The following is a 20,282-nucleotide window of genomic DNA, read 5'->3' on the forward strand; positions in this document are numbered from 1 at the left end:
GACGCGCAGGCGGGAAACGGTAGCCCTGCCGGGCCGTTGTCCTCAGAACCGCTTGCGCAGATCGACGCCGATCACGCGGCCCAGCGGCTCGCGGAAGGCCTTCTGATAGGCAATCGGCACCTCGCCGTTCTCGTCCGTGACCTTCTGGCGGGAATCGAACAGGCGATCGACCGTGAAGGACACCCGCGTGCCCTTGAGGAACGGCACGCGCCGGATCAGCCCGGCGCGCTGGTCGAGGTCCATGAACAGGCGCAGGTTGGCGACGGTATAGGCCCCGAAACGCAGATCCGAACTGCCCGGAAGACCCGTGCCGTTGACATGCGCAGGCGCGTTCCACTTGCCGTTCAGGCGCAGTCCGACGCCGTTCTTGAACAGGCCGCCCTCGAACTCGATCGCGTGACGGGCAACGCCGCCGGCGGAAATCGCATCGCCTGCGAGCTGATCGAGAACCGGCACGCCCGCGGCGATGTCCACCCGGTCGGTGAAGCGCCAGGTGTGGTAAATCGAGATGTTCCAGCGTCCACCGCGCGGCGGGCCACCCATGGGACCGCGCATTCCCCCGCCTGCGCCGCCCGACGGTGCCCGCGAAGCCGTCTGCCCCGTCTGCCCGCCGGGCTGGCCGGCATCGGCGCGACACATCCTCTCACGCGTCTGCGCCAGACGGGCCGGATCGACCTTGCCGTCCTCGCCGCGCAGCCGGTCTGCGATCCGTTCGGGCAAGGCCGCCAGATCGGGCGTTCCTTCGGCGCAGACGATCGCGCGGATGCGGGCGAACTGCTCGGGATCGAACCGCGGCGCGGACGAAGCGTCCGCCGAACAGGCGCGAGCGCGGAACTGCGCCAGCTTTTCGGGATCCGCCTTCCCGTCCGCCCCGGCGAGACGGCTGCGCAGGCCCTCCGGCAGGGCGGCCAGATCCGGTTCGGCGCCCGGCGTGCACAACTGCTTGCGGATCGCCTCGAAGCGCGACGGATCGAAGCCCGGCCTTGCCCCTTGCGGCGGCCTCGCCTGAGCCGCGCCATCGCTTGGCGGCGGCGCGGCAGGCTGCGCGCGCTCCGGCGCCCCGCGCCCGGCGAACCCGCCGCTGTCGCTGCCCAGGCGGCCGGACAGGTTGATCCCCCAGCGGATGCTGGAACTGGAAACCTCGTCGTATGTCACCGCGCGCCGGTCGATGGCGATCAGGTTGCCCGCACTGTCGCGAGTCACCCGGTTTGCAAAGGCCGCCTCGATCGCCGGCGTCAGCAGCGGGAACGACTGGGTGACATTGGAGGAACGGTTGCGGAAATATTCCACCATCAGGTTCGAGCGGTCGAGGAACGGCAGCTTCCATTGCGCGGACAGCTTGATGTCCCGCTGCTTCTCCTTGACCAGATCGGGATTGCCGCCCGTCGTGGTCGTGACCAGTGCCGTTGTCGCCTTGGTGAAGTCATAGACCGCGACATTGTAATTGAGCACGGTCGGCGCGCCGAGCTGCGCCAGCGACGGCGCCGCTTCGTTGACGAGGTAGCTCGCCTGGAACGTCAGCGTATCGGTGGGCGACCAGGTGAGGCCCGCGCTCCAGTCCGTCAGCGTGCCGAAATCGGAAAGATAGTCGAGCCCGCCGCTGAAATTCAGCGAGATCGCCCCGACGGCGCCCAGAAATTCGCTGCTGGTGAGCGGCAGCCCCAGATTGAGCCCGCCCTGCACGTCCCCGCGCCGCAGAGTGACCGCGCCGAGCGTATTGCGGCTGTCCTCGCTGCGGGTGCTGCTGAAATCGTACCCGGCCTTGACGGTCAGACTGGCATCGCCCGCTGGCATCCGGAACGGCTTGCCCATCAGCGTCGCCAGACTGGTGAGCGAGAGCGCGCGGTTGTTCGCCGTGTCCACGCCGGCACCGGGCACGAAGGGCAGCGCCCCGTCGAGCGCCAGTTCGCCCGCGGCGGCCGCTTCCACCAGCGCGGTGGTATCGCGGCGCCGGTCCACACGCGTGCTGGTATCGGTATAACTGCCGTCAGCCGTCGCGCTGAATGTCCAGTCGCCCAGCATCTTGCTGTAGCCGAAACTGGCGTCGAATTCGTCGGAAGCCACCTGCGTGGTCAGCGGATCGGGCAGCGTGCGCAGAACGCTCTCGCCGTCGTAAGCCAGCGTCGCCGTGTCGAGCCCGGACCAGGATGTGGTCTGGGTATGGATATAGCCGCCACTGGCGGTGATAGACCCGTCCAGGCCCTTTTCGCCCAGCCCCTGCGTCATCGTGCCTTCAAGCGTGAACTGGTGACTGGCATCGGCAAGGCTGCGGTAACGGGCCGGATCAGGATCCCCGGCAACGGTCGGCAACCCGGAATCGGCCTGCTTCACCTGCCGCTCCGCCTCGGTAAGCATCGTCGTCTCGTCGAGCTTGGCCGTCACGTTGTAGCGGCGCGGGCCGGAAATCTTGAACAGTCCGCCTTCCAGCTGGTAATTGTCATACCCGCCGCGATCGGGCCGGTTGTATTCGCCCGAAGCCGTCGCCGCGGCAAACTGGTCCTTGAGGATGATGTTGATCACCCGCTGGTTCGGCGGATAGCCGAACCGCAGCGCCACTTCCTCCGGCAGCACTTCCATGCGCCGGATCGCCTCGGGCGGGATGTTGCGCATTTCCCGGAAACTGCTGATGCGCTGCCCGTTCACCAGGATCACCGGCCGCCCGGTGCCGCGCCCTCGCCCGCTCGTCGTCTGCGGCGAAATCGCGTCGATCAGGTCCGCGATGGAATTCGCGCCGTAAGCGGAGATGTCCTCTTCGTCGAACACCTGCACCGGCTGCTGCGGCACTTCGATCTGGCCGCGGATGCGCGGCGCCAGAACGAGGATTTCGTTGCCGTGGACTTCCAGCGGTTCCCGGGAATCGTCATCCTTGGTCAGTGACGGTTGGGCATCCTGCGCAAATGCAGGAGCCGGGATACACAGGCACGTCGCAAGACTGAACAGGGATAAGGACCGCACCGCAAGGAATCTCCGCCAAGATTATTCATGTCCCATCCCGGCCGTGCTGATGCCGTTCCCGCTTTTTCCGGGCAAGCTGGCGCCAGGTAACATTTTGTCGCAGGCAGAGTTTCTGCAAGCTGAACCGCCGAGTCTTCCATTTTCGGCGCACCGCCGCTATGTGCCGCCGCGATGACACATCAGAACAACGGATATTGATCGCCGATGGCGAAAGAAGAACTCCTCGAGATGCGTGGCAGGGTCGTTGAACTCCTGCCCAACGCGATGTTCCGCGTAGAGCTGGAAAACGGCCACGAAATCCTGGGTCACACCGCAGGCAAGATGCGCAAGAACCGCATCCGCGTGCTGGTGGGCGACGAAGTGCTCGTCGAGCTGACTCCCTATGACCTTACCAAGGGTCGTATCACTTACCGCTTCATGCCCGGTCGCGGTGGCCCCGGTCAGTACTGAGGCCCCTGCCGGGGACGCGCCTGCCCGCGCCCCTGCTCTCCGCCTGATCCTGGCTTCGGCCAGCCCGCGCCGCCGCGAACTGATTTCGCGCCTGGGCGTGACGCCGGACGCGATCAAGGCCGCCGATATCGACGAGACTCCGGTCCCGCGCGAAGTGCCGCGCGACTATGCCCGGCGCATGGCGCGCGAAAAGGCGCAGGCTGCCGCCGCAGCGGATGCCTTCGTGCTCGCCGGAGACACGGTCGTGGCCTGCGGACGGCGGATCCTGCCCAAGGCCGAAGACGAGGCGACTGCGCGCGCCTGTCTCGATCTGCTCTCCGGCCGCCGCCACCGTGTGCTTTCCGCGATTGCCCTGCGCGCGCCCGACGGTTCGCTGCGTGAGCGCCTGTCCGAAACCGTGGTGCGCTTCAAGCCGCTCTCGCGCGAGGAAATCGATGCCTACATCGCCGGCGGCGAGTGGGACGGCAAGGCGGGCGGCTATGCCATACAGGGCAGCGCCGAAGGCCTGATCGCGTGGATTTCCGGCAGCCATTCCGGCGTCGTCGGCCTGCCCCTGTTCGAAACCCGCGCACTGCTGAAATCGGCGGGATTCGCGATTGGCTGAGTGGCTCGTCGAGGACGGGATCGGCGAAGCCCGCGCGATCCTGACCCAAGGTGGCCCTCAGGGCGGAGACGTGCTGGCAGCCCGCCTCGAATGGCCGGGGCGCCTCGCCGCCGGTGAAGTGGCCGACGCCCTGCTCGTATCCCGCCGCGCCGGATCGCCGCGCGGCACCGTGCGCTTCGCCTCGGGCGAGGAAGCGCTGGTGGACGGCCTGGCCGCTTCGGCCAGTGAAGGCGCACCGGTCCGCGTGCAAGTGACTCGCGCTGCCATGGCCGAAACCGGCCGCTTCAAGCGCGCGCAGGCCCGCGCCTGCGCCTTGCCCGTGCATCCTGCTCCGTCGCTGGCCGAATCCCTGCGGGCGGACGGACTGCCAGTGCGCACTGTCCGCCGCTTCCCCGATGATCCCTGGGCAGAGCTGATCGGCGAAGCGCTCGACGGGGTGATCGTGTTCGAGGGCGGCGCGCTGGTTGTCACGCCCACCCCGGCCATGACTCTGATCGACATCGACGGCACGCTGCCGCCACGGGCGCTCGCGCTGGCCGCCGTCCCCGCCATCGCCTCGGCCATCGGCCGGTTCGATCTGGCCGGCTCGATCGGCATCGATTTCCCCTCGCTGGAGCGCAAGGACGACCGGCGCGCCGTGGACGAGGCGCTCGCTGCCGCGCTGGACCACTGGCCGCACCAGCGCACCGCGATGAACGGCTTCGGCTTCGTGCAGCTCGTGGCCCGGCTGACCCGCCCCTCGATCCTGCAGCGCGTCCGCAGCGATCCGGCAGGAGCCGCCGCGCGCCTGCTGCTGCGTCAGGCCGAAGCGGTCAGCGAACCGGGCGCCTTGCTTCTCACCGTGCCGCCCGCCGTGCGCGCCGCGATCACGCCGCAATGGGAAGCGGACCTCGCCCGGCGCACCGGCCGCGCACTGCAATGGCGCGAGGATCGCGGTCTTGCACTCACCGGCGGATTCGCGCAGGCCGTCGCCCCATGACCAAGTCCGAACGAAAATGCCCCATCTGCGGCAAGCCGCGCAAGGCAGAACACGCCCCATTCTGCTCGAAACGCTGCCGTGATCGCGATCTCCTGCAATGGCTGGACGACGGCTATGCCCTGCCCGGCCCGCCCAGCTTTCCGGACAATTCACAGGACGATTGAAAATTCCTCTTCATTAGGGGGTTGCCAAGCCGGGCGCGCTTCGCCATAGGCCCGCAACCAATCGCTCGCCGGTCCCCACGGACCGCCGCACGATGCGATGCCCGGGTAGCTCAGTTGGTAGAGCACATGACTGAAAATCATGGTGTCGGCGGTTCGATTCCGTCCCCGGGCACCACTTTTTCCGAAGCGGAAATAGTGGTTTAAACCGCAGAAACAGCTCCATATCCGTTTCCCTCGCGCAGCGCTTGCCAAAGGCGTCGCCGCCGGGCACATCGCTGCACATGACGCTTGAGCAATTGCGGATCTTCGTCGCTGTCGCAGAACGCGAACACGTTACGCGTGCGGCCGAAGCTCTCAACGTCACGCAATCGGCGGCCAGCGGCGCGATCGCCGCGCTTGAGATCCGGCATGGAATCAAACTGTTCGACCGGGTCGGGCGGCGCATCGAGCTGACCGACGCCGGCCGCATGTTCCTGGAGGAAGCCCGCGCGGTGCTCGCCCGCGCCACGAGTGCCGAACTGGCGCTGGCCGAATATGGCGGGCTCCAGCGCGGCACCCTGCGGCTGGTCGCCAGCCAGACCATTGCCGGCTACTGGCTCCCCGAACGCCTCGCCGCCTTTCACCGGCGCTATCCCGGCATCGAGCTGTCGGTTTCGATCGCCAACAGCGAAGGCGCGGCGCGGGCGGTGCAAGCGGGCGATGCCGAACTGGGCTTTATCGAAGGCACTATCGACGATCCGGCGCTGGCGCAATGGGCGGTCGCGGCGGACGAGATGGTGATGGTCGGGCAGGACCCTGTCGGCGCAGTCACCAACGAATGGCTGGCCAGCGCGCCCTGGGTCATGCGCGAGGAAGGATCGGGAACGCGCTCCACGTTCGAAGCGGCGATCCGTGACCGCGGACTCGATCCGCGCGCCCTGAACGTGGTTCTCACCCTGCCTTCGAACGAAGCGGTGCTGGCGGCGGTGCGCTCCGGCATCGGCCATGGCGTGCTGTCCACGCTGGTGGCCGGCCCCGCCATTGCCGCGCGCGCGCTCCACGCCCTGCCGTTCCACCTGCCCGAGCGGCCGTTTTTCGGCATCCGCCACAAGGAACGCTATCGCAGCAAGGCCGCGGGTGCCCTGCTCGACGTGATACTCGGCCACGAAACCCAGACCGATTGGGTCATCTGATCGAAAATCGCGATCATACCAATCAGTTCAGGCAGCCTGACTGAACCGTTTTCGACCCAAAGCACCAAGGCGGAAAACGAAAATCTGCCGATTTCCTATACACATCCACCATCAATCAATCTCATATTGAGATTGAAACGATGCAGATTGATCGTTGGAACGATTTAGCCTCAAGGTCCACCAGTCTCCCGTCACAAGGAGACCGTCATGATCGCCCGCCCATCCTTCCACCGCCTCGTTCCCGGACTGCTGCTCTGCCTTGCCGTGACCGGGGCCGCCTTTGCCTTGCAGCGGGTGGAGGAAGCGCTGTTTGGCCGGGCCTGGCTCGAAGCGCTGGTGCTGGCCATCCTGCTCGGCACTGTACTGCGCTCGGCGTGGACGCCGCACGAGCGCTGGTTTCCCGGTATCAGCTTCAGTGCCAAGTTCCTGCTGGAAGTGGCCGTCGTGCTGCTGGGCGTCTCGGTCAGCGCGGCCACGATCCTGGCTGCCGGGCCATGGATGCTGCTGGGTATTGCCGGCGTGGTGATCGTGGCGATCGGTGCGAGCTTCGTGATCGGGCGGCTGCTGCGCCTGCCGGTCCGCATGGCGCTGCTGGTCGCCTGCGGCAACTCGATCTGCGGCAATTCCGCCATCGCCGCCGTCGCCCCGGTAATCGGCGCCGATGGTGACGATGTTGCCGCCTCGATCGGTTTCACGGCCGTACTGGGCGTTGCCGTCGTGCTCGGCCTGCCGCTGCTCGGCATCGCGCTCCACCTCAACGGACTGCAGTACGGCGCCCTGGCGGGCCTCACGGTCTATGCCGTGCCGCAAGTGCTGGCCGCCGCAGCGCCGCTGGGACCGGCGGCGGTACAGATGGGCACGCTGGTCAAGCTGGTTCGCGTGCTCATGCTCGGGCCGGTCTGCCTGCTGCTCTCGCTGGTAGCCCCGCGCCTGCGCGAGGAGACCGACGAGCCCGCCCCGCATGTAACGGCGGGCGAGCGCCCCGAACCCGGACGCCCTGCCCTCCACCAGCTTGTGCCCTGGTTCATCGTCGGCTTCCTCGTCCTGGTCGCCGTCCGCTCGCTCGGCTTGGTGCCCCACGCGCTGATCGCGCCCGCCGGCACGGCCGCCACGTTCCTCACGGTGGTATCGATGGCGGCGCTCGGGCTTGGCGTCGATGTGCGCACGGTGGCTTCCGCCGGCGGGCGCGTCACCGGCGCGGTCGTGCTCTCGCTGCTGGTGCTCGGCGCCATCAGCCTCACGCTGATCCGCGCGCTGGCCATAGCCTGACCGCCTTGCCTGCCATCACCCGCTGGCACGCGAGCAAGCAGCCGCGACCCCGCCGCTCCGAATAGATACAGTGCAGCCGTTCACGATTATTTATTCGTAATTTCCTATCGCCTGCGCAATCCGGCACAAGACAGGCGAAGGGAAAAGGCATTGCACAGGACCATTCCGGCCGTTCCGCTGCTCTTCTTTGCCATGTCCACGTTTGCCATGTCCACGATCGCTGCGCCGGCCATGGCGCAGGATGCGGAACAGGAACCGCAATCCGCCTTCACGGTCTCCGCCAATGTCTCGCTCACGTCCGACTACCGGTTCCGCGGCATCAGCGCCTCGAACAAGAATCCCGCGATCCAGGGCGGCATCGATGTGAGCCATGACAGCGGCCTGTTCGTCGGCACCTGGGCGTCCAGCATCGCGACGTACGGCGGCTCGAACATGGAGCTGGACGTCTATGGCGGCTACAGCGGCTCGGCCAGCGCCATCGATTACACGCTGACCGCGCTGGTTTACCTTTACCCCGGCGGCAGCGGTGTCAATTACGCCGAATTCTCGGGCTCCTTCACCACGGCGGCGGGCCCGGCAACCGTCGGCATGGACATCGCGTGGGTTCCCTCGCAGGACAATTTCGGCGGCGACAATTTCTATGTTGCCGGCAAGGGCGAACTGCCGCTGGGCGATACCAAGGCCAGCCTGTTCGGCCACTTCGGCTATGAAAACGGCGACGCCTACGACAACAAGTTGGACTGGGAGGCGGGGATTTCCTACGCTGCCGGGCCGCTGACGGCCTCGCTGTCCTATGTCGACTCCAACTATTCGGGAGCAAACCAGGCGGGCCGCCTTGCCACAGCCGGTGTCATGGCATCGGTCACGGCCGCGTTCTGATCCGGGTATGAACATGCACCGTCTCTTCCTCTCCGTGGACATGGTCGGTTCGACCCAGTTCAAGGTCACTGCCTCGGCCCGGGGGGCCGGGGGATGGCTGGAGACGTTCCGCACCTTCTTCACCCATTTCCCGCTGATGCTGGCCGGACAGATGGCCTTCGAGTTCCTCGACGGGGACGAAACCCCGGCGGTCGATGTCTGGAAAGCCATGGGGGACGAAGTGATCTTCACCGCGCAGCCTTCCAGCCCGGAAGAGTTGACCGGCATCCTGCGCGTCCTTCTGCGCACGATGCGGCTTTACGAGGCGCAGCATTTCGAAAGGCTGCCGCTGCGCCTCAAGGGAACCGCGTGGCTGGCCGATTTCGCCGAGAACAACATCGCGCTGGAAATTCCGGAGCTATCCTCCAACGATGCCGCGCCGCACCTCGACTATATCGGGCCGGACCTCGATCTCGGCTTTCGCCTTTCCAAATTCGCCCGTCCGGCCAGCCTCGTGCTGTCGCTCGATCTGGTCGAAGTACTGCTCGGCGCGGCCAACATCGCGGACATCGCACTCTATCTGGTCGGACGCGAGGAACTGAAGGGGGTGATGTACGGCCGCCCCTATCCGATCATCTGGATGCACGACGCGCAGGAAAGCTTCGATTTCCTGCCATGGGAAGCGGAGGCCTGCGCCTACACCGCCTCGGTCATCGACGCCGAGCCTACGCCCGAGGCCGCACTGCGCCGCCAGATCGAGGACATGCGGCTCTATTTGCGCAAGATGCACGGGATAGAGCGACCGCCGATCGTGCTGGGGTAGGCGTCGCGGGACAAAGTCCGGCGCGGGCTCATGGCAGCCATCGAGGATTTGCAACCAAGATTGGACCTTCCGGCCCCGCCGACAAGCCGGCCATTCAGTTGCAGCTAAACTCCAACTCGCTCTCGTGATTAGTCAATGTTACAATTTTCCGACCATTAACTGATCGGTAGCGAAGGTGATCGAGGCCAATCACTTGCCACTGCCAGTCTATCAAATGCTCTTCGGAAGCATCGATCGGGCGGCTGTCGCTGATGTGCCCCTTCAGTCCATTCAACTCAATGAGCCGGGAATCCGGGTTGATTGTGAGCCAAATAGAATCGTTACGTACCCCAGAACCAACACAGATATCGCTGCAACCGGCGTGGCCACTCACTCGACATTCGACTAAGGATTCATGGCCGATAGCTGTAATAGGCTGAGCCGAGCAGACTGCGATCATCAATAGGCTATAGAATTTTCTCATGATGACTGATCCATTGCGCCCTCACAGTCTCCGCAATTTCATTTAACGATCCTTTAGCATTCCGTCCGCTAGCCCCGACCTTTCAGCCGCAAAGCCCGCCTAGGCAGGCGTCAAGAGCCGCCAACCGTTCAGGCGAAGGGCGGCATTTCAACATTTTAACCGGAAAGCTGCCTTTCCGGAGACGCCGACATTGCTGCCGTCCAGCTTGGTATTATGAAGGGGGCATGCTTCTAAGAAGGTCGGGCCTATTCATCCTTTGCGTTGTCGTTTTTGGTGCGTTGCTATTTGTTATTGCGCTCCCTGCGGCCGTGGGCCTGCTGAATTGGCTGACGTACAATCCTCAAGCTTGCGCAAGCTTCTCCGATAAAGACATTGTGAACTATGTAGTCAGGGACATGGATGCGGGCGGGCGGGTATGTTCCATTGATCATGCAGGTGAGTGGTCAAACGAAAACCCGGTAAACGTCCTGATCTGCGACAAACAACGGCGAACGGTGAAACGTGCCGAAGTATATCCGGATTGCGGACTAGAATGGCGTTAAGTTCGCTGTCCGCTAACCCGACTTTCTGGTCATCAGAGCCAACCAAGTGCCCTACTTATAGCGGACGATCGTTCAGACCGAAATCTGCGCCCCCTCATAGCACACCGTCAGGATCGCAATATCGTCCGACTGCGGCACTGCGCCCACGAAACCCCGCACGTTTTCCACCAGCCCTTCCGCGATCCGCCGTGCCGAGAATTCGGCCCGCGCTTCGGCCAGAGCCCCGGCAATCCGGCCCGTGGTATAGAGTTCGTCGTCCGCCCCTGTGGCTTCGGACACGCCATCGGTGAACAGAACCAGCGCGTCGCCCTCGCCGAGCGTGAAGTGCCCGGTCTTGTACGGCACGTCCTCGAAGACGCCGAGCGCCATGCCCTGATGCTTTTCGAGCCGCTCGACCGCGCCGCCAGCGCGCACGATGAAAGGCGCCTCATGCCCGCCGTCGCTATATTCGACCGTGCCGGTCCGCACGTCGAGAACCCCTGCGAAGATCGTCACGAACATCTCCGCCGCATTGTCGCGCGCCAGTTCGGTATTGACGCGCGCCATGATCTCGCCGGTCGATCCGCCCGTCATCGCGTGCGCCTTGAACAGCGTGGTGGTCATGGCCATGAACAACGCGGCGGGCACGCCCTTGCCGGACACGTCGCCGACGACGAAGAACAGGCGGTTCTCGTCGATCAGGAAATAGTCGTAGAGATCGCCGCCGACCTGCTTGGCCGGTTCCAGCAGGGCGAAAACGTCAAGGTCCTTGCGGCCGGGGAACGGCGGGAACTTGCGCGGCAGCATCCCGATCTGGATATCGCGCGCGGCGGAAAGTTCGCCCTCCACCCTCTCGCGGGCGGCGGTGGCTTCCTCCACTTCGACGAGATAGCGCTGCAGGCGGGCAATCATCCCGGCCATGGCCTCGGCCAGACTGCCCACTTCGTCGCCCCGGCTGCGGCTGATCTGCCGGACCGCCGCCATTTCGTCGGCATCGGCCTGGAAGCTGCGGTTTTCCATGTTGCGGGTGAAAGCCGTCAGCCGCACCAACGGTTCGACGATGCGCGACACCAGCAGCCAGCCGACCGCCATCGACACCGCGAACAGGGCGATCCCGATCGCGATCGACTTGACCAGCGCATCGTGCAGCCGCTGGTCGAGCCGCGCGAGATCAATGTCCGCGCCGATCACGTGGACGCGCCCGTCGGTGCCGGTGACGGGCATGTAGATGGAGCGGAAGCGGCCGAAGGAATCGCTGTATTCGTCAAACCGCACCCGGCCATCGGCAAAGCTGCGGTAGAGCTTGGCCGGCGCGGTGTCGTAGAGCCTGAAGAACTGGGTCTGCGTGCCGCCGGCAATCTCCTTCGGCGTCGCGCTGGTCGCCACGGTCCGGATCTCCTTGCCGAACTTCATGTAGCTGTAAACGTAGATAAATCCGGATGCGTTGGCGAAGCGCGAAAGGCGCTGCTGGATCGCCTGGTACTCGCCCGGCGTGATGGAGCCGGCCCCGGCGATCTGGCGGTGATAGCCTTCCGGAATGATTTCCCGGGCCGCGTTCACGGCTGCCTGAAGTCTGCCGTCGATACCCGAAATGATCTCGCTGCGGTCGGTGCCGTAAAGCACTGCCGTATAGATCGTTGCGGAGACCAGATTGAGGACAAGGAGCAGTAACAGCAGTTGCGGTTTGAGACCGAACCGCCTTATCCGCTGCGCTCCATCCGCACTCGCCACCACGATGTCCCCTCTGATAACGTGATCGAAACCGAATAAGCCCTATGGCCGCGCGAGTTGCAAATTTTGATTAAAGTGCGCGCGCAAAAGAGGCGGGGAGAAAATTGCTCGAATTCTTGAACCGCCTGTTTCGCGTCGAGCGCGGGGAATGGCCCAGACTGCTGCAGTTCGGACTGTTCGGATTCCTGCTGCAGACCGGCATGGGCATCGGGTTCAGTGCGGGCGATGCGGCGTTCCTCAGCCATGTCGGCGCGGACCGGCTGCCGCTGGTCTTCATGCTGACCCCGGCGGTCATGCTGCTCTACACGGCGGTATTCTCCTATCTGCTGGTGCGTTTTTCGATCGGCCGGACCGTCGATGTCACGCTGGCGGCGCTGGTGGCGGGAGGCCTCGGGTTCTGGGCGCTGATCGGCGCCGGACTGCCGCAGGCATGGCAGGCCCCGCTTTACCTCGGGCTGAAGCTCTATCTGGCGATGTGGTACATCGCGCTCTACTCGCTGTTCTGGAACTATACCGACGCCTATTTCGACATCCAGGACGCCAAGCGGATGTTCCCGCTGTTCGCCGCGTTCTGCGCGCTCGGCACGGCGACAGGCGCGCTGATCGTCAGCCTCCTCGCTGAAGCAGTGCCGGTGCAGCAGTTCTTCCTGCTGTGGGCCGCCATCGCGCTGGCGACTTTCCCGCTGGCCCGGCTGCTGCGCCGGCGCTGGCGGCAGATCGCGGAAAGCGATGCCGATCTTGAAGAACAGGACGGCAGCGCCGCTGCCCAGCTAGCGGCCGTCGGCAAGGCCTTCGGCCAGTCGCGCTACACGATGGTCTTCACGCTGACGCTGTTCGTCACCCTGCTGATGACCAACCTTGCCGAATACCAGTATTCGATGGTGCTGCAGCAAGGGCGCGGGGAGGCCGAGCTGGCCTCGCTGTTCGGCGCGCTCTACGCCGCGTCCAACCTGTTCAATCTCGTGACCTGCCTGTTCGTGTTCAACCGGCTGGTCGGACGGCTGGGCGTGCGCAACATGGCCTTCATCCAGCCGCTCACCTATTTCGCCGTGTTCGGCTGGTTCTTCCTGCAAGGCGGGACAGGCGCCGCGCTTGCGGCCTTCTTCGCCTATCACGGGGTGCTGACCTCGATCGAGTACAACAACCAGAACCTGCTGTTCAACGCCGTGCCCTCGCGCGTGAAGCGCCCGCTGCGCACGGTGATGGAAGGCATGGCCGAACCGCTGGCGAGCCTCGTTGCGGGCGGCCTGCTGCTCTACGCGGCCAGCCACCTCGATTTGCGCGAACTGTCCGGCATCGGGATCATCGTGGGCGGCGCGCTGATCGCCGTGGTCGTGGCGCTGCGCCAGCTCTATCCCGCCGCCATGGCCGCCAATATGCGGCAGGGCTGGATGAACTTCGGCGACCGGACCTCTGCGGCTCCGCAGCTTGATCCGGAGGCCCGCGCGCTGCTGGAAACGGTCTCGGCCGGAGGCGGAGCGGCCGCGCGGCTGGCCGATGGCTTGCTCGAACCGCCCCTTTCGCACCCGCGCCCTCATGAGGGGCCGCGCAGGGTCGATGATCTCGCCGCCCTGCTCGCCAGTGACGATCCCGGAGAGCGCCGGGGCGTGGCCGATGCCCTGTTCGCGGCGGCCACCACAGAGGACATTCACATCGTCCCGCTTCTGGCCGGCCGGCTGCCTGCACTGGAACCTGCCGAACGCCGCCGGATCATCGCCCTGCTCAGCCGCATCTGCGACAGTGAGGCGATCGGTGACCTGCTGCCGGCCGCCGCCGAACTCGCGCCGCGCGAACGCCGGGCGATCGTAGCCATGCTGGCAGGCATTGGAGAAACCGCCATTCCGCGGCTGATCGCGGGTATGCGTAACCGGGCCCTGTCCTACCGCGCGCGCGCCATCGCCGCGCGCGCCTTGGCGGAGCTGTCCTACGCGCAGTTCGCAGCACATCTGCACCGGCTGGTCCGGGAGGAACTGCGCGAGGCGCGCAGGCTGCTGGACAGTGCAGACCTGCTCGCCATCGAAAGCCACGGCCAGACTTCGCTCGCCCTGCTGGCCCGCGCCCAGCGCGAGCGGGTGGGAGCCACGCTGGATTTCGTGCTGGAACTGCTGGCCATCGGCGGACTGCTGCCGAATTTCGACCTGCTGATCGTATCGCTGCATTCCGCCAATGCCAAAGTGCGCGGCAATGCCATCGAGGCGATCGAAAGCGGGATCGACGGGCCATTGTTCCGCCAGCTGGAGCCATTGTTGCAGCCTCACGCCCATGCGCCCCGGCCGGGAACGCCGGTGAGGGGGCTGGACGATGTCATCGACGCCGCGCTGGCCAGCGGCCAGTCGGCCGAAATGGCGCTTGCCGCGGACGTGCTCCACGGCAGGCTGGATGCCGAGGCCTTCGCAGCCCGGATGCAGGACGTGATCCGCCCCGGTATGCCCGAACTGGTCCGCGGCCACCTGCTGGCACTGATGGACCTCGACGACGGGCAGCAAGGACGCCTGCTCGACCGGCTCGCAGCGCTCGCCAGCCATCCCGAAGTGCGCGGCGCGACGCTGGAGTCCCTCCTCGTCCTTGCCGAGAAGGCCCAGGATCATCCCGCGCCCGGGGGCGCTCTCCAGGGCATGGCGGACGGACAGCCGTTCTGGATCGCCTTCCCCGCCTTGCGCAGTGTGGCCGAACGCTTCCCGGACCTCGCGCTGGTGCTTCTCAAGTCGCAGGACGAGCGCCAATATGCGGCGTAGAAACGTCCCCATCAAAGCGCTGCTGGTGCGCACCTTTCTCCCGGCGGTTGTCGTGGTCGCGGTGCTGCTGGCCGGGCTGGTCTACAACTGGCTCTACGCCTCGATCCTCGACGGTTTCGAGCGCAAGCTGGTGGCGGCCAGCACCTTGACCGGCGCGATGATCGATCCGGACGATCACGACCGCCTGATCGCGACGGTCCGCAGCGGCCAGGATGCCGCCTCCGTCGAAGCCTCCCCGGTCTATCAGCGCAATGTCCGGCCGATCCGGCGCATCCGCAAGGAACTGGGGCTGACGTATCTCTACACCCAGATTCTCGGAGGCCCCGCCGATATCCAGTATATTCTCGATGGAACCGAAGGCGCGGATCACTCCCCGCTCGGCTCCGACGACGACTTGCCGGACGAGACCGTCAGCGGCCTCAGGCGCGTGCAGGCACAGGGCGCGGTCTATGTCTCGCCCATCGAATATCAGCAGCAATGGGGCCTGCTGAAAACCGCGGCGGCGCCAGTCATGGGCGCGAATGGCCGGATCACCGCTTCGGCCGGCGCGGACGTCAATATTTCGGTCATTCAGGTGGCGACGCAGAACGCGCTGTTCCAGAGCGCGATGATCGGCCTGGGCTCAGTGCTCGCCTGCCTTCTCGTATCGCTGGTGCTGGTGCGGCGCATTGCCGTGCCGATCGAGGCGCTGACCGAAGATACCCTGCAGATCGCGGGCGGTCACAAGCCGGATAGCGGCCCCCGCCCCGGCCCGCGCGAAGTGAAGGCCTTGCGCAAGGCGCTCGACACGCTCGTCGGGGCAATGACCCGCAGCGCGCAGCTTCGCGAACAAGAGGAAGCCCGACAGGACGAAGCCGCGCGCGCCGCGATCCTGTCGGCGCAAGGGCAAGGCACTGCCGGGAAGCCGCTCATTCTCGTTTCGCAGGACAGCCTGCTGGCGGCGTGGATCGCCAGAGAGCCGTCAGACCCGCAAACCGTTCTCGCGGCCCGGGCCATGGCGAACCTCAGCCAGAAATGCGCCGAAAACCGGGAGCTGCGCGCGATCTGGCGCGATCTGGCCGACTGCGATCACGGCACCTGCATTGTCATTGATGGCGTGGCAGGAACCGTGGACTGCATGGGCGCCTCAGGGTGCGAGATCGCCCTGGGCGCAAGGACGCTGCACCTCGACCCCGGCGCCCGGGCCCATTTCGAGCCCGGTGAGAGCGTAACCCTGATCGCTTCGGACCAGCCCGGCGTCCTCCTCTGGCCGCGAGGTGTGCGATGATTACGGCCCAGATCGCGGAAAGCTACCTCGCGCTGGGAAGGTGTGCGCCGTTCGACCGGCTGACCACCGCCGAACTGCTGCTTGTCGCGCGCCATGTCCATCATCGCGGCCATGCACCGGGCGAAGTCATCCTGCCCGGCGGCATGGTGGCCGAGCGGCTGGTGGTCGTGACCGGCGGATCGGCGCGGCTGGCCGGCGAGCCTGCGCCAGCAGTATTCGACGCGCCATCGGCGCTGTTCGGCCTGCCGGTGCGATGCGACTACATCGCCGGCCCGGACGGCGCGCAAACGCTCTGTCTCTCCAAACCCCACCTGTTCACCATCGCCCGCGAATGCCCGGACTTCATCGTCGGGCTTGCCGCCTTGCGGGCGGAGCCGGGAGCCGCGGCCAGCGCATGACCATTCGCTCCACCATCGTCCTCTTGACCCTGCCGCTGTTTCTCGGGCTGGCGCTCGTCAATGGCGCCCTGCTCTATTTTCAGGACCGCGCGGAACTCCGGCAGGCGCTGAACGATCAGGCGCAGGTAACGGCCGTGACCGTGGCCGAATTCATCCGCGAAATGGACGATCCCCGGCGCGAACTGGCCAAGCCGGTCCGCAGGAAGGCCCTGGAGGCCGCCTTGCGCCACATCCGGGGCATCGACGGGCTTTACCTGCTTGCTCCGGGCAAGCCTCCCTTCCCGCTCAAGGCGAGTGCCACCGGCTGGAACCCGGCCGCTCTGCCCCCAGCCGCTCTGCCCTCCGCCGCTCTGCCCTCCGCCGCTCTGCCAATGCCGTCAAAGCCCTCCAGCTTCGCGTCCGGCAGCGGCGAAACGGGAGACCGCTGGGTCATTGCCGTGGCTCCGGCGGGCGGCAGACGCTTCGTGGCGTCCCGCTTCAGCGCCGAACCGCTCCACGAGCACATGGACGCCATCCGCCGCGACGTGCTGCTCATCATTGCCCTGCTCGGCCTGCTGGCGACCGGGCTCGGCCTGTTCGTCGCCCGCCGGATCACCCGCGAACTGGAAGCCAACCGGCGCGAACTGACCCGAGGCGGCGACGAGCCGCCCTCTCCCGGCACTGCGGACCTGCTCATCCGCGAGGCGCACGACCTTGCCGACGCGCTGCGGTTGATGGAGGCCAGCAGGCAGGCCGCCGATACCCGCAGGCAGCTTGTCTCGGCGCGCAAGCAGCGGCTGCGCGATCCGCAGCAGGCGATAGCGGAAACCCAGGCCGCGCTTTTCGCGCCTTACACGGTCCGGCGAGGCCAGTACGAGATTGCCATGCGGCTCTGCGGAAAGGTGGAGCCGGGCACGTTCTTCGCCCATGCGCTCACCGCAACGGGCGGAACTGCCGTCATCGGCCGCTGCCGCGCGGATTCGCCCGTGGATGCGCTGGCCGCGGCCGCCGACGCGCGCCGCCTGATCGAACGCTGCACCGATGCGGCGGAACTGGACCGGACGATCGGCCGCCTTCGCGCGCTTCATGACGTCGAGGCGCTGGAACGATGCGACTGGACGCAGGACGGCTCCGGCACCCCCTGCCTTCTCGCGTTGGCCGGGGAACCGGACCTGGCGCGTGTCCGCTCCTATTGCCGCAGCAGCCCCGGAATTGCTCCCGAAGCGCTTCTGGCCGGCATTGCCGTGATGCTGGGGCCGGACGGCGTATTCGCCGCCATCGGTACGGCCGGTTTAGGCGATCGCCGCGATCGCAGCCTCGACATCAGGTTCGATCGTAAAGATCGTGCTGAACCCGCTGATATCGAAGACCTCTCGCACTGAGGGTGCCAGTCCCGACAGGGCCAGCCGATGGCCCGATGCCCGCGCCGTCTTGGCACCCTTGAGCAAGACGCGCAGTCCTGCCGAACTGACATAGCTGACCTGCGAAAGATCGACCACGGTGGCCGCCTGCCCCTCCACCCGGGCGGGGAGCACGTGTTCAAGGTCAGAGGCCGTGTTGCTGTCCAGTCTTCCCGTCAGGGAGAGCACCAGAGCCGTTCCCCGGATGTCTTCGCTGATCTCCATCGGCCCGTCTCCGCCCAATCCAACCTTGTCTCTGCACCTTATTGGAGAAGTTGTGAAATTTTTCCACTCGATTAAGCTGTCCCCGCTGCCGGAGCGAAAAGCGCAGGACACAGTCCGCGTAGCAGGGATCGAGTGCCATGAACTGCGATTACGAGCGCACGCTTTCCGACGGCAGGGCGGGATTTGCCGAATTCCTGGAAGCGGCCGAAGTCTTTCTCGAAGGGGCCGGCGTGCCTCTTGAAGTCGTGACGAAATGCATGATCGCTTTCGACGAACTTGTCAGCAACATCCTCAATCACGGCAGCGCGGCGGCGATTACGGCGCGCATCTTCCTGAAAGACGGCGAAGCGGCGGTGGAACTGACCGATGATGGCGCGCCCTTCGATCCCCTGTCCCTGCCCGATCCGGACACGACTTCGCCTCTCGAAGACCGCCCGGTGGGCGGGCTCGGCGTCCACATTGTCCGCAAACTGATGGATCATGTGGAATATTCGCGCGACGGGAATGGCAACAGGCTACGTTTCGCTAAGAATTACCCCATAGAGTTGTAAGCTGCCGATCAGCGACTTCACACATTTTCCGGGGAATACGGCCTTGTTCATCAAGTTACGGGACGATGCGCCGGACACCGCCTCCACAAATACGCGAATCGCCATTTACGAACGGGACGATCTGGGTCTGTGTGTTCTGGCCCTTGCCGCCTTTGCAGAAGGTGCGGTGCTGGACAGCTTTTCCGGCGAGATTGGGCCACACTTGCAGCAGCACAGCCTGCAAGTCCGGCCCGGTATGCATATTTCCGGCACGCAGTTCATCGGCTTTCTCTCGCATGGCTGTGATCCCAATTGCCGGCTCGACATGGAACGCTTCGAACTGGTCGCCCTGCGCGATATCGCCGAGGGCGAATTGCTGACGGTCGACTATGCCGCGACCGAGGATGTGCTCTACCGGCAGTTCGAATGCCATTGCCCCGCCCTCATGTGCCGCGGCTGGATCACCGGCCGGACGGAGGATGTCAGCGAGGAAGGCAAGAGCGTTCTGGCCGCCCGCGGCAGGCACAACTGATGCCAGCCCAGACGGATACGGATGCAGCCGCCCCTTTCTGGTGGGCCCGCGATGATCTTCATTACAGCAGTGGCCGCCTGTTGTTCGCGGGCCACGATGTGGCCGGTCTTGCGGCCAGCGCCACAGGCCCGCTTTACCTCTATTCGCTGGACCGGGCCGAAGCCAATCTCGGCCGCGTGCTCGCCGCGCTGGGCAATACCGGCTGCGAATCCCGCGTCTATTACGCGATGAAGGCCAACCGCTTCGTGCCGCTGCTGGAACGGCTGGCGCAAAACGGCAGGTGCGGGGTCGACATCTGCTCGCCCAACGAGCTTGATCTCGCGCTATCCTGCGGCTTTCCGGCCGATCGCATCAGCTTTACCGGAACCGGCGTCTCGCCGCGCGATCTGGCCCGGCTGCTGCAGCACCCCGCGCTCACCATCAATTGCGACACCATCGGCATGATCCGCCGCATCGGCGAACGCAGTCCCGGGCGCACCATCGGCATTCGCGTCAATCCCGGGCTCGGGACGGGCTACGGCGATACGGAAAAGCTGACTTATGCCGGCAGCCGGACGACCAAGTTCGGCATCTACCGCGAGCAATGGGGCGAAGCGCTCGAAACCGCGCGGCAATTCGGCCTCAAAGTCACCGGCCTGCATTTCCATGTCGGCTGCGGCTATCTGAACGGCCAGCTCGAAAGCTGGGATGCAGCGGTCGCCGGGGCCGCACGCTTTCTGGACGATCTGCCCGAGGTGCGATCGGTGAACGTCGGCGGCGGCCTCGGCCTGCCGCACCGGGCGCAGGACCGTCCGCTCGACCTTGCCGCATGGTCTGCCATCCTGCGCCGCCATTTCGCCGGTCGCGGCATCTCGATCTCGGCCGAACCGGGCGATTACATCGCCAAGGACGCAGGCGTGCTGGTGCTCTCCGTCACCGATGTCGAGCGCAAGCGCGATACCCGGTTCGTCTATGTCAACGGCGGCTTCAATCTTCACCCGGAACCGGCTTTCTACGACTTGCCCTGCGAGCCGGTCGCCTGCGTGCCGCGCAATACGGGGCAGGCTGCCGAAGAGACCGTGACGATCGCCGGGAACATCAACGAAGCGCTGGACGTGTGGGCCACCGGCATTCCCATGCCGCCCCTTGCCGAAGGCGACTTCATCGCCTTTCTCAATGCGGGCGGCTACGGCGCGGCGATGAGTTCGAACCATTGCATGCGCGGCGATTTTGAAGAACGGGCGCTTT

At 65.7% G+C, this 20,282-nt stretch carries 19 protein-coding genes and 1 tRNA gene; 16 read left to right on the forward strand and 4 right to left on the reverse strand.

Annotated elements, in window-relative coordinates; genetic code table 11:
- Positions 1–42 precede the first annotated feature (42 nt).
- Positions 43–2,955 carry a TonB-dependent receptor plug domain-containing protein gene (locus tag NN5_RS07990; protein WP_067733687.1) on the reverse strand — a complete coding sequence of 971 codons (2,913 nt, stop codon included), beginning with the start codon at positions 2,953–2,955 and terminating at the stop codon, positions 43–45.
- 204 nt (positions 2,956–3,159) lie between these two features.
- Between NN5_RS07990 and infA the strand changes: the two genes are divergently transcribed.
- The 9 genes from infA (at position 3,160) to NN5_RS08030 (ending at position 9,274) form a co-directional block, all read left to right on the forward strand.
- Positions 3,160–3,405 carry a translation initiation factor IF-1 gene (gene infA, locus NN5_RS07995; protein WP_007014967.1) on the forward strand — a complete coding sequence of 82 codons (246 nt, stop codon included), beginning with the start codon at positions 3,160–3,162 and terminating at the stop codon, positions 3,403–3,405.
- The gene (locus tag NN5_RS08000) at positions 3,386–4,009 is read left to right on the forward strand and encodes a Maf family protein (RefSeq protein WP_245656342.1); all 624 of its coding nucleotides are present in this window, start codon (positions 3,386–3,388) and stop codon (positions 4,007–4,009) included. The genes infA and NN5_RS08000 overlap by 20 nt, the downstream gene beginning before the upstream one ends.
- On the forward strand, positions 4,002–4,988 hold the full coding sequence (locus NN5_RS08005) for an Rne/Rng family ribonuclease (protein WP_067733689.1): 987 nt from the start codon (positions 4,002–4,004) through the stop codon (positions 4,986–4,988). The genes NN5_RS08000 and NN5_RS08005 overlap by 8 nt, the downstream gene beginning before the upstream one ends.
- Entirely contained in the window at positions 4,985–5,152 is a 168-nt protein-coding gene (gene yacG / locus NN5_RS25035; protein WP_084384809.1) for a DNA gyrase inhibitor YacG, read from the forward strand. The genes NN5_RS08005 and yacG overlap by 4 nt, the downstream gene beginning before the upstream one ends.
- A 99-nt stretch (positions 5,153–5,251) precedes the next feature.
- Positions 5,252–5,327: transfer RNA gene (locus NN5_RS08010), tRNA-Phe, on the forward strand.
- A 106-nt stretch (positions 5,328–5,433) separates the two neighbouring features.
- Positions 5,434–6,324, forward strand: a complete 891-nt coding sequence (locus tag NN5_RS08015) for a LysR substrate-binding domain-containing protein (protein WP_067733690.1) — start codon at positions 5,434–5,436, stop codon at positions 6,322–6,324.
- A 207-nt stretch (positions 6,325–6,531) separates the two neighbouring features.
- The gene (locus NN5_RS08020) at positions 6,532–7,593 is read left to right on the forward strand and encodes a YeiH family protein (RefSeq protein WP_067733692.1); all 1,062 of its coding nucleotides are present in this window, start codon (positions 6,532–6,534) and stop codon (positions 7,591–7,593) included.
- A 150-nt stretch (positions 7,594–7,743) separates the two neighbouring features.
- On the forward strand, positions 7,744–8,472 hold the full coding sequence (locus NN5_RS08025; protein ID WP_245656344.1) for a TorF family putative porin: 729 nt from the start codon (positions 7,744–7,746) through the stop codon (positions 8,470–8,472).
- Positions 8,473–8,485: 13 nt separating this feature from the next.
- Positions 8,486–9,274, forward strand: coding sequence for a hypothetical protein (locus NN5_RS08030; RefSeq protein ID WP_067733716.1), 789 nt, complete (start codon positions 8,486–8,488; stop codon positions 9,272–9,274).
- Between the two features lie 94 nt (positions 9,275–9,368).
- On the opposite strand, the gene NN5_RS25735 is transcribed toward NN5_RS08030, so the two are convergent.
- Together NN5_RS25735 and NN5_RS08035 are read right to left on the reverse strand one after the other, a co-directional pair.
- A complete protein-coding gene (locus NN5_RS25735) occupies positions 9,369–9,737 on the reverse strand; it encodes a hypothetical protein (protein ID WP_157081057.1) in 369 nt (122 codons plus the stop codon).
- A gap of 614 nt (positions 9,738–10,351) precedes the next feature.
- Positions 10,352–11,989, reverse strand: coding sequence for a PP2C family protein-serine/threonine phosphatase (locus tag NN5_RS08035; protein ID WP_067733717.1), 1,638 nt, complete (start codon positions 11,987–11,989; stop codon positions 10,352–10,354).
- A 104-nt stretch (positions 11,990–12,093) separates the two neighbouring features.
- Here NN5_RS08035 and NN5_RS08040 point away from each other — a divergent pair, with 104 nt between their 5' ends.
- Genes NN5_RS08040 through NN5_RS08055 form a run of 4 tightly spaced genes read left to right on the forward strand, consistent with a single transcriptional unit; the run spans position 12,094 to position 17,750 of the window.
- Entirely contained in the window at positions 12,094–14,724 is a 2,631-nt protein-coding gene (locus NN5_RS08040) for a translocase (protein ID WP_067733694.1), read from the forward strand.
- On the forward strand, positions 14,714–15,991 hold the full coding sequence (locus NN5_RS08045; protein WP_067733696.1) for a HAMP domain-containing protein: 1,278 nt from the start codon (positions 14,714–14,716) through the stop codon (positions 15,989–15,991). The genes NN5_RS08040 and NN5_RS08045 overlap by 11 nt, the downstream gene beginning before the upstream one ends.
- On the forward strand, positions 15,988–16,389 hold the full coding sequence (locus NN5_RS08050; protein ID WP_067733698.1) for a cyclic nucleotide-binding domain-containing protein: 402 nt from the start codon (positions 15,988–15,990) through the stop codon (positions 16,387–16,389). The genes NN5_RS08045 and NN5_RS08050 overlap by 4 nt, the downstream gene beginning before the upstream one ends.
- Positions 16,386–17,750 carry a hypothetical protein gene (locus NN5_RS08055; protein ID WP_067733699.1) on the forward strand — a complete coding sequence of 455 codons (1,365 nt, stop codon included), beginning with the start codon at positions 16,386–16,388 and terminating at the stop codon, positions 17,748–17,750. The genes NN5_RS08050 and NN5_RS08055 overlap by 4 nt, the downstream gene beginning before the upstream one ends.
- On the opposite strand, the gene NN5_RS25040 is transcribed toward NN5_RS08055, so the two are convergent.
- A complete protein-coding gene (locus NN5_RS25040; RefSeq protein ID WP_084384810.1) occupies positions 17,661–17,993 on the reverse strand; it encodes an STAS domain-containing protein in 333 nt (110 codons plus the stop codon). The genes NN5_RS08055 and NN5_RS25040 overlap by 90 nt on opposite strands.
- 137 nt (positions 17,994–18,130) lie before the next feature.
- Between NN5_RS25040 and NN5_RS08060 the strand changes: the two genes are divergently transcribed.
- The 3 genes from NN5_RS08060 to NN5_RS08070 all read left to right on the forward strand — a co-directional run.
- Entirely contained in the window at positions 18,131–18,544 is a 414-nt protein-coding gene (locus NN5_RS08060) for an ATP-binding protein (protein ID WP_067733701.1), read from the forward strand.
- 43 nt (positions 18,545–18,587) lie between these two features.
- Positions 18,588–19,055: an SET domain-containing protein-lysine N-methyltransferase gene (locus NN5_RS08065; RefSeq protein WP_067733702.1), complete on the forward strand. Its 468-nt coding sequence runs from the start codon at positions 18,588–18,590 to the stop codon at positions 19,053–19,055.
- Positions 19,055–20,282, forward strand: a 1,228-nt coding sequence (locus tag NN5_RS08070) for a diaminopimelate decarboxylase (protein ID WP_067733704.1), incomplete at its 3' end; no start/stop codon positions are given. The genes NN5_RS08065 and NN5_RS08070, both read left to right, overlap by 1 nt.

Origin of the sequence: Novosphingobium naphthalenivorans NBRC 102051 (genome assembly GCF_001590985.1) — a bacterium.
In the GTDB taxonomy this organism is placed as follows: Bacteria; Pseudomonadota; Alphaproteobacteria; order Sphingomonadales; family Sphingomonadaceae; genus Novosphingobium; species Novosphingobium naphthalenivorans.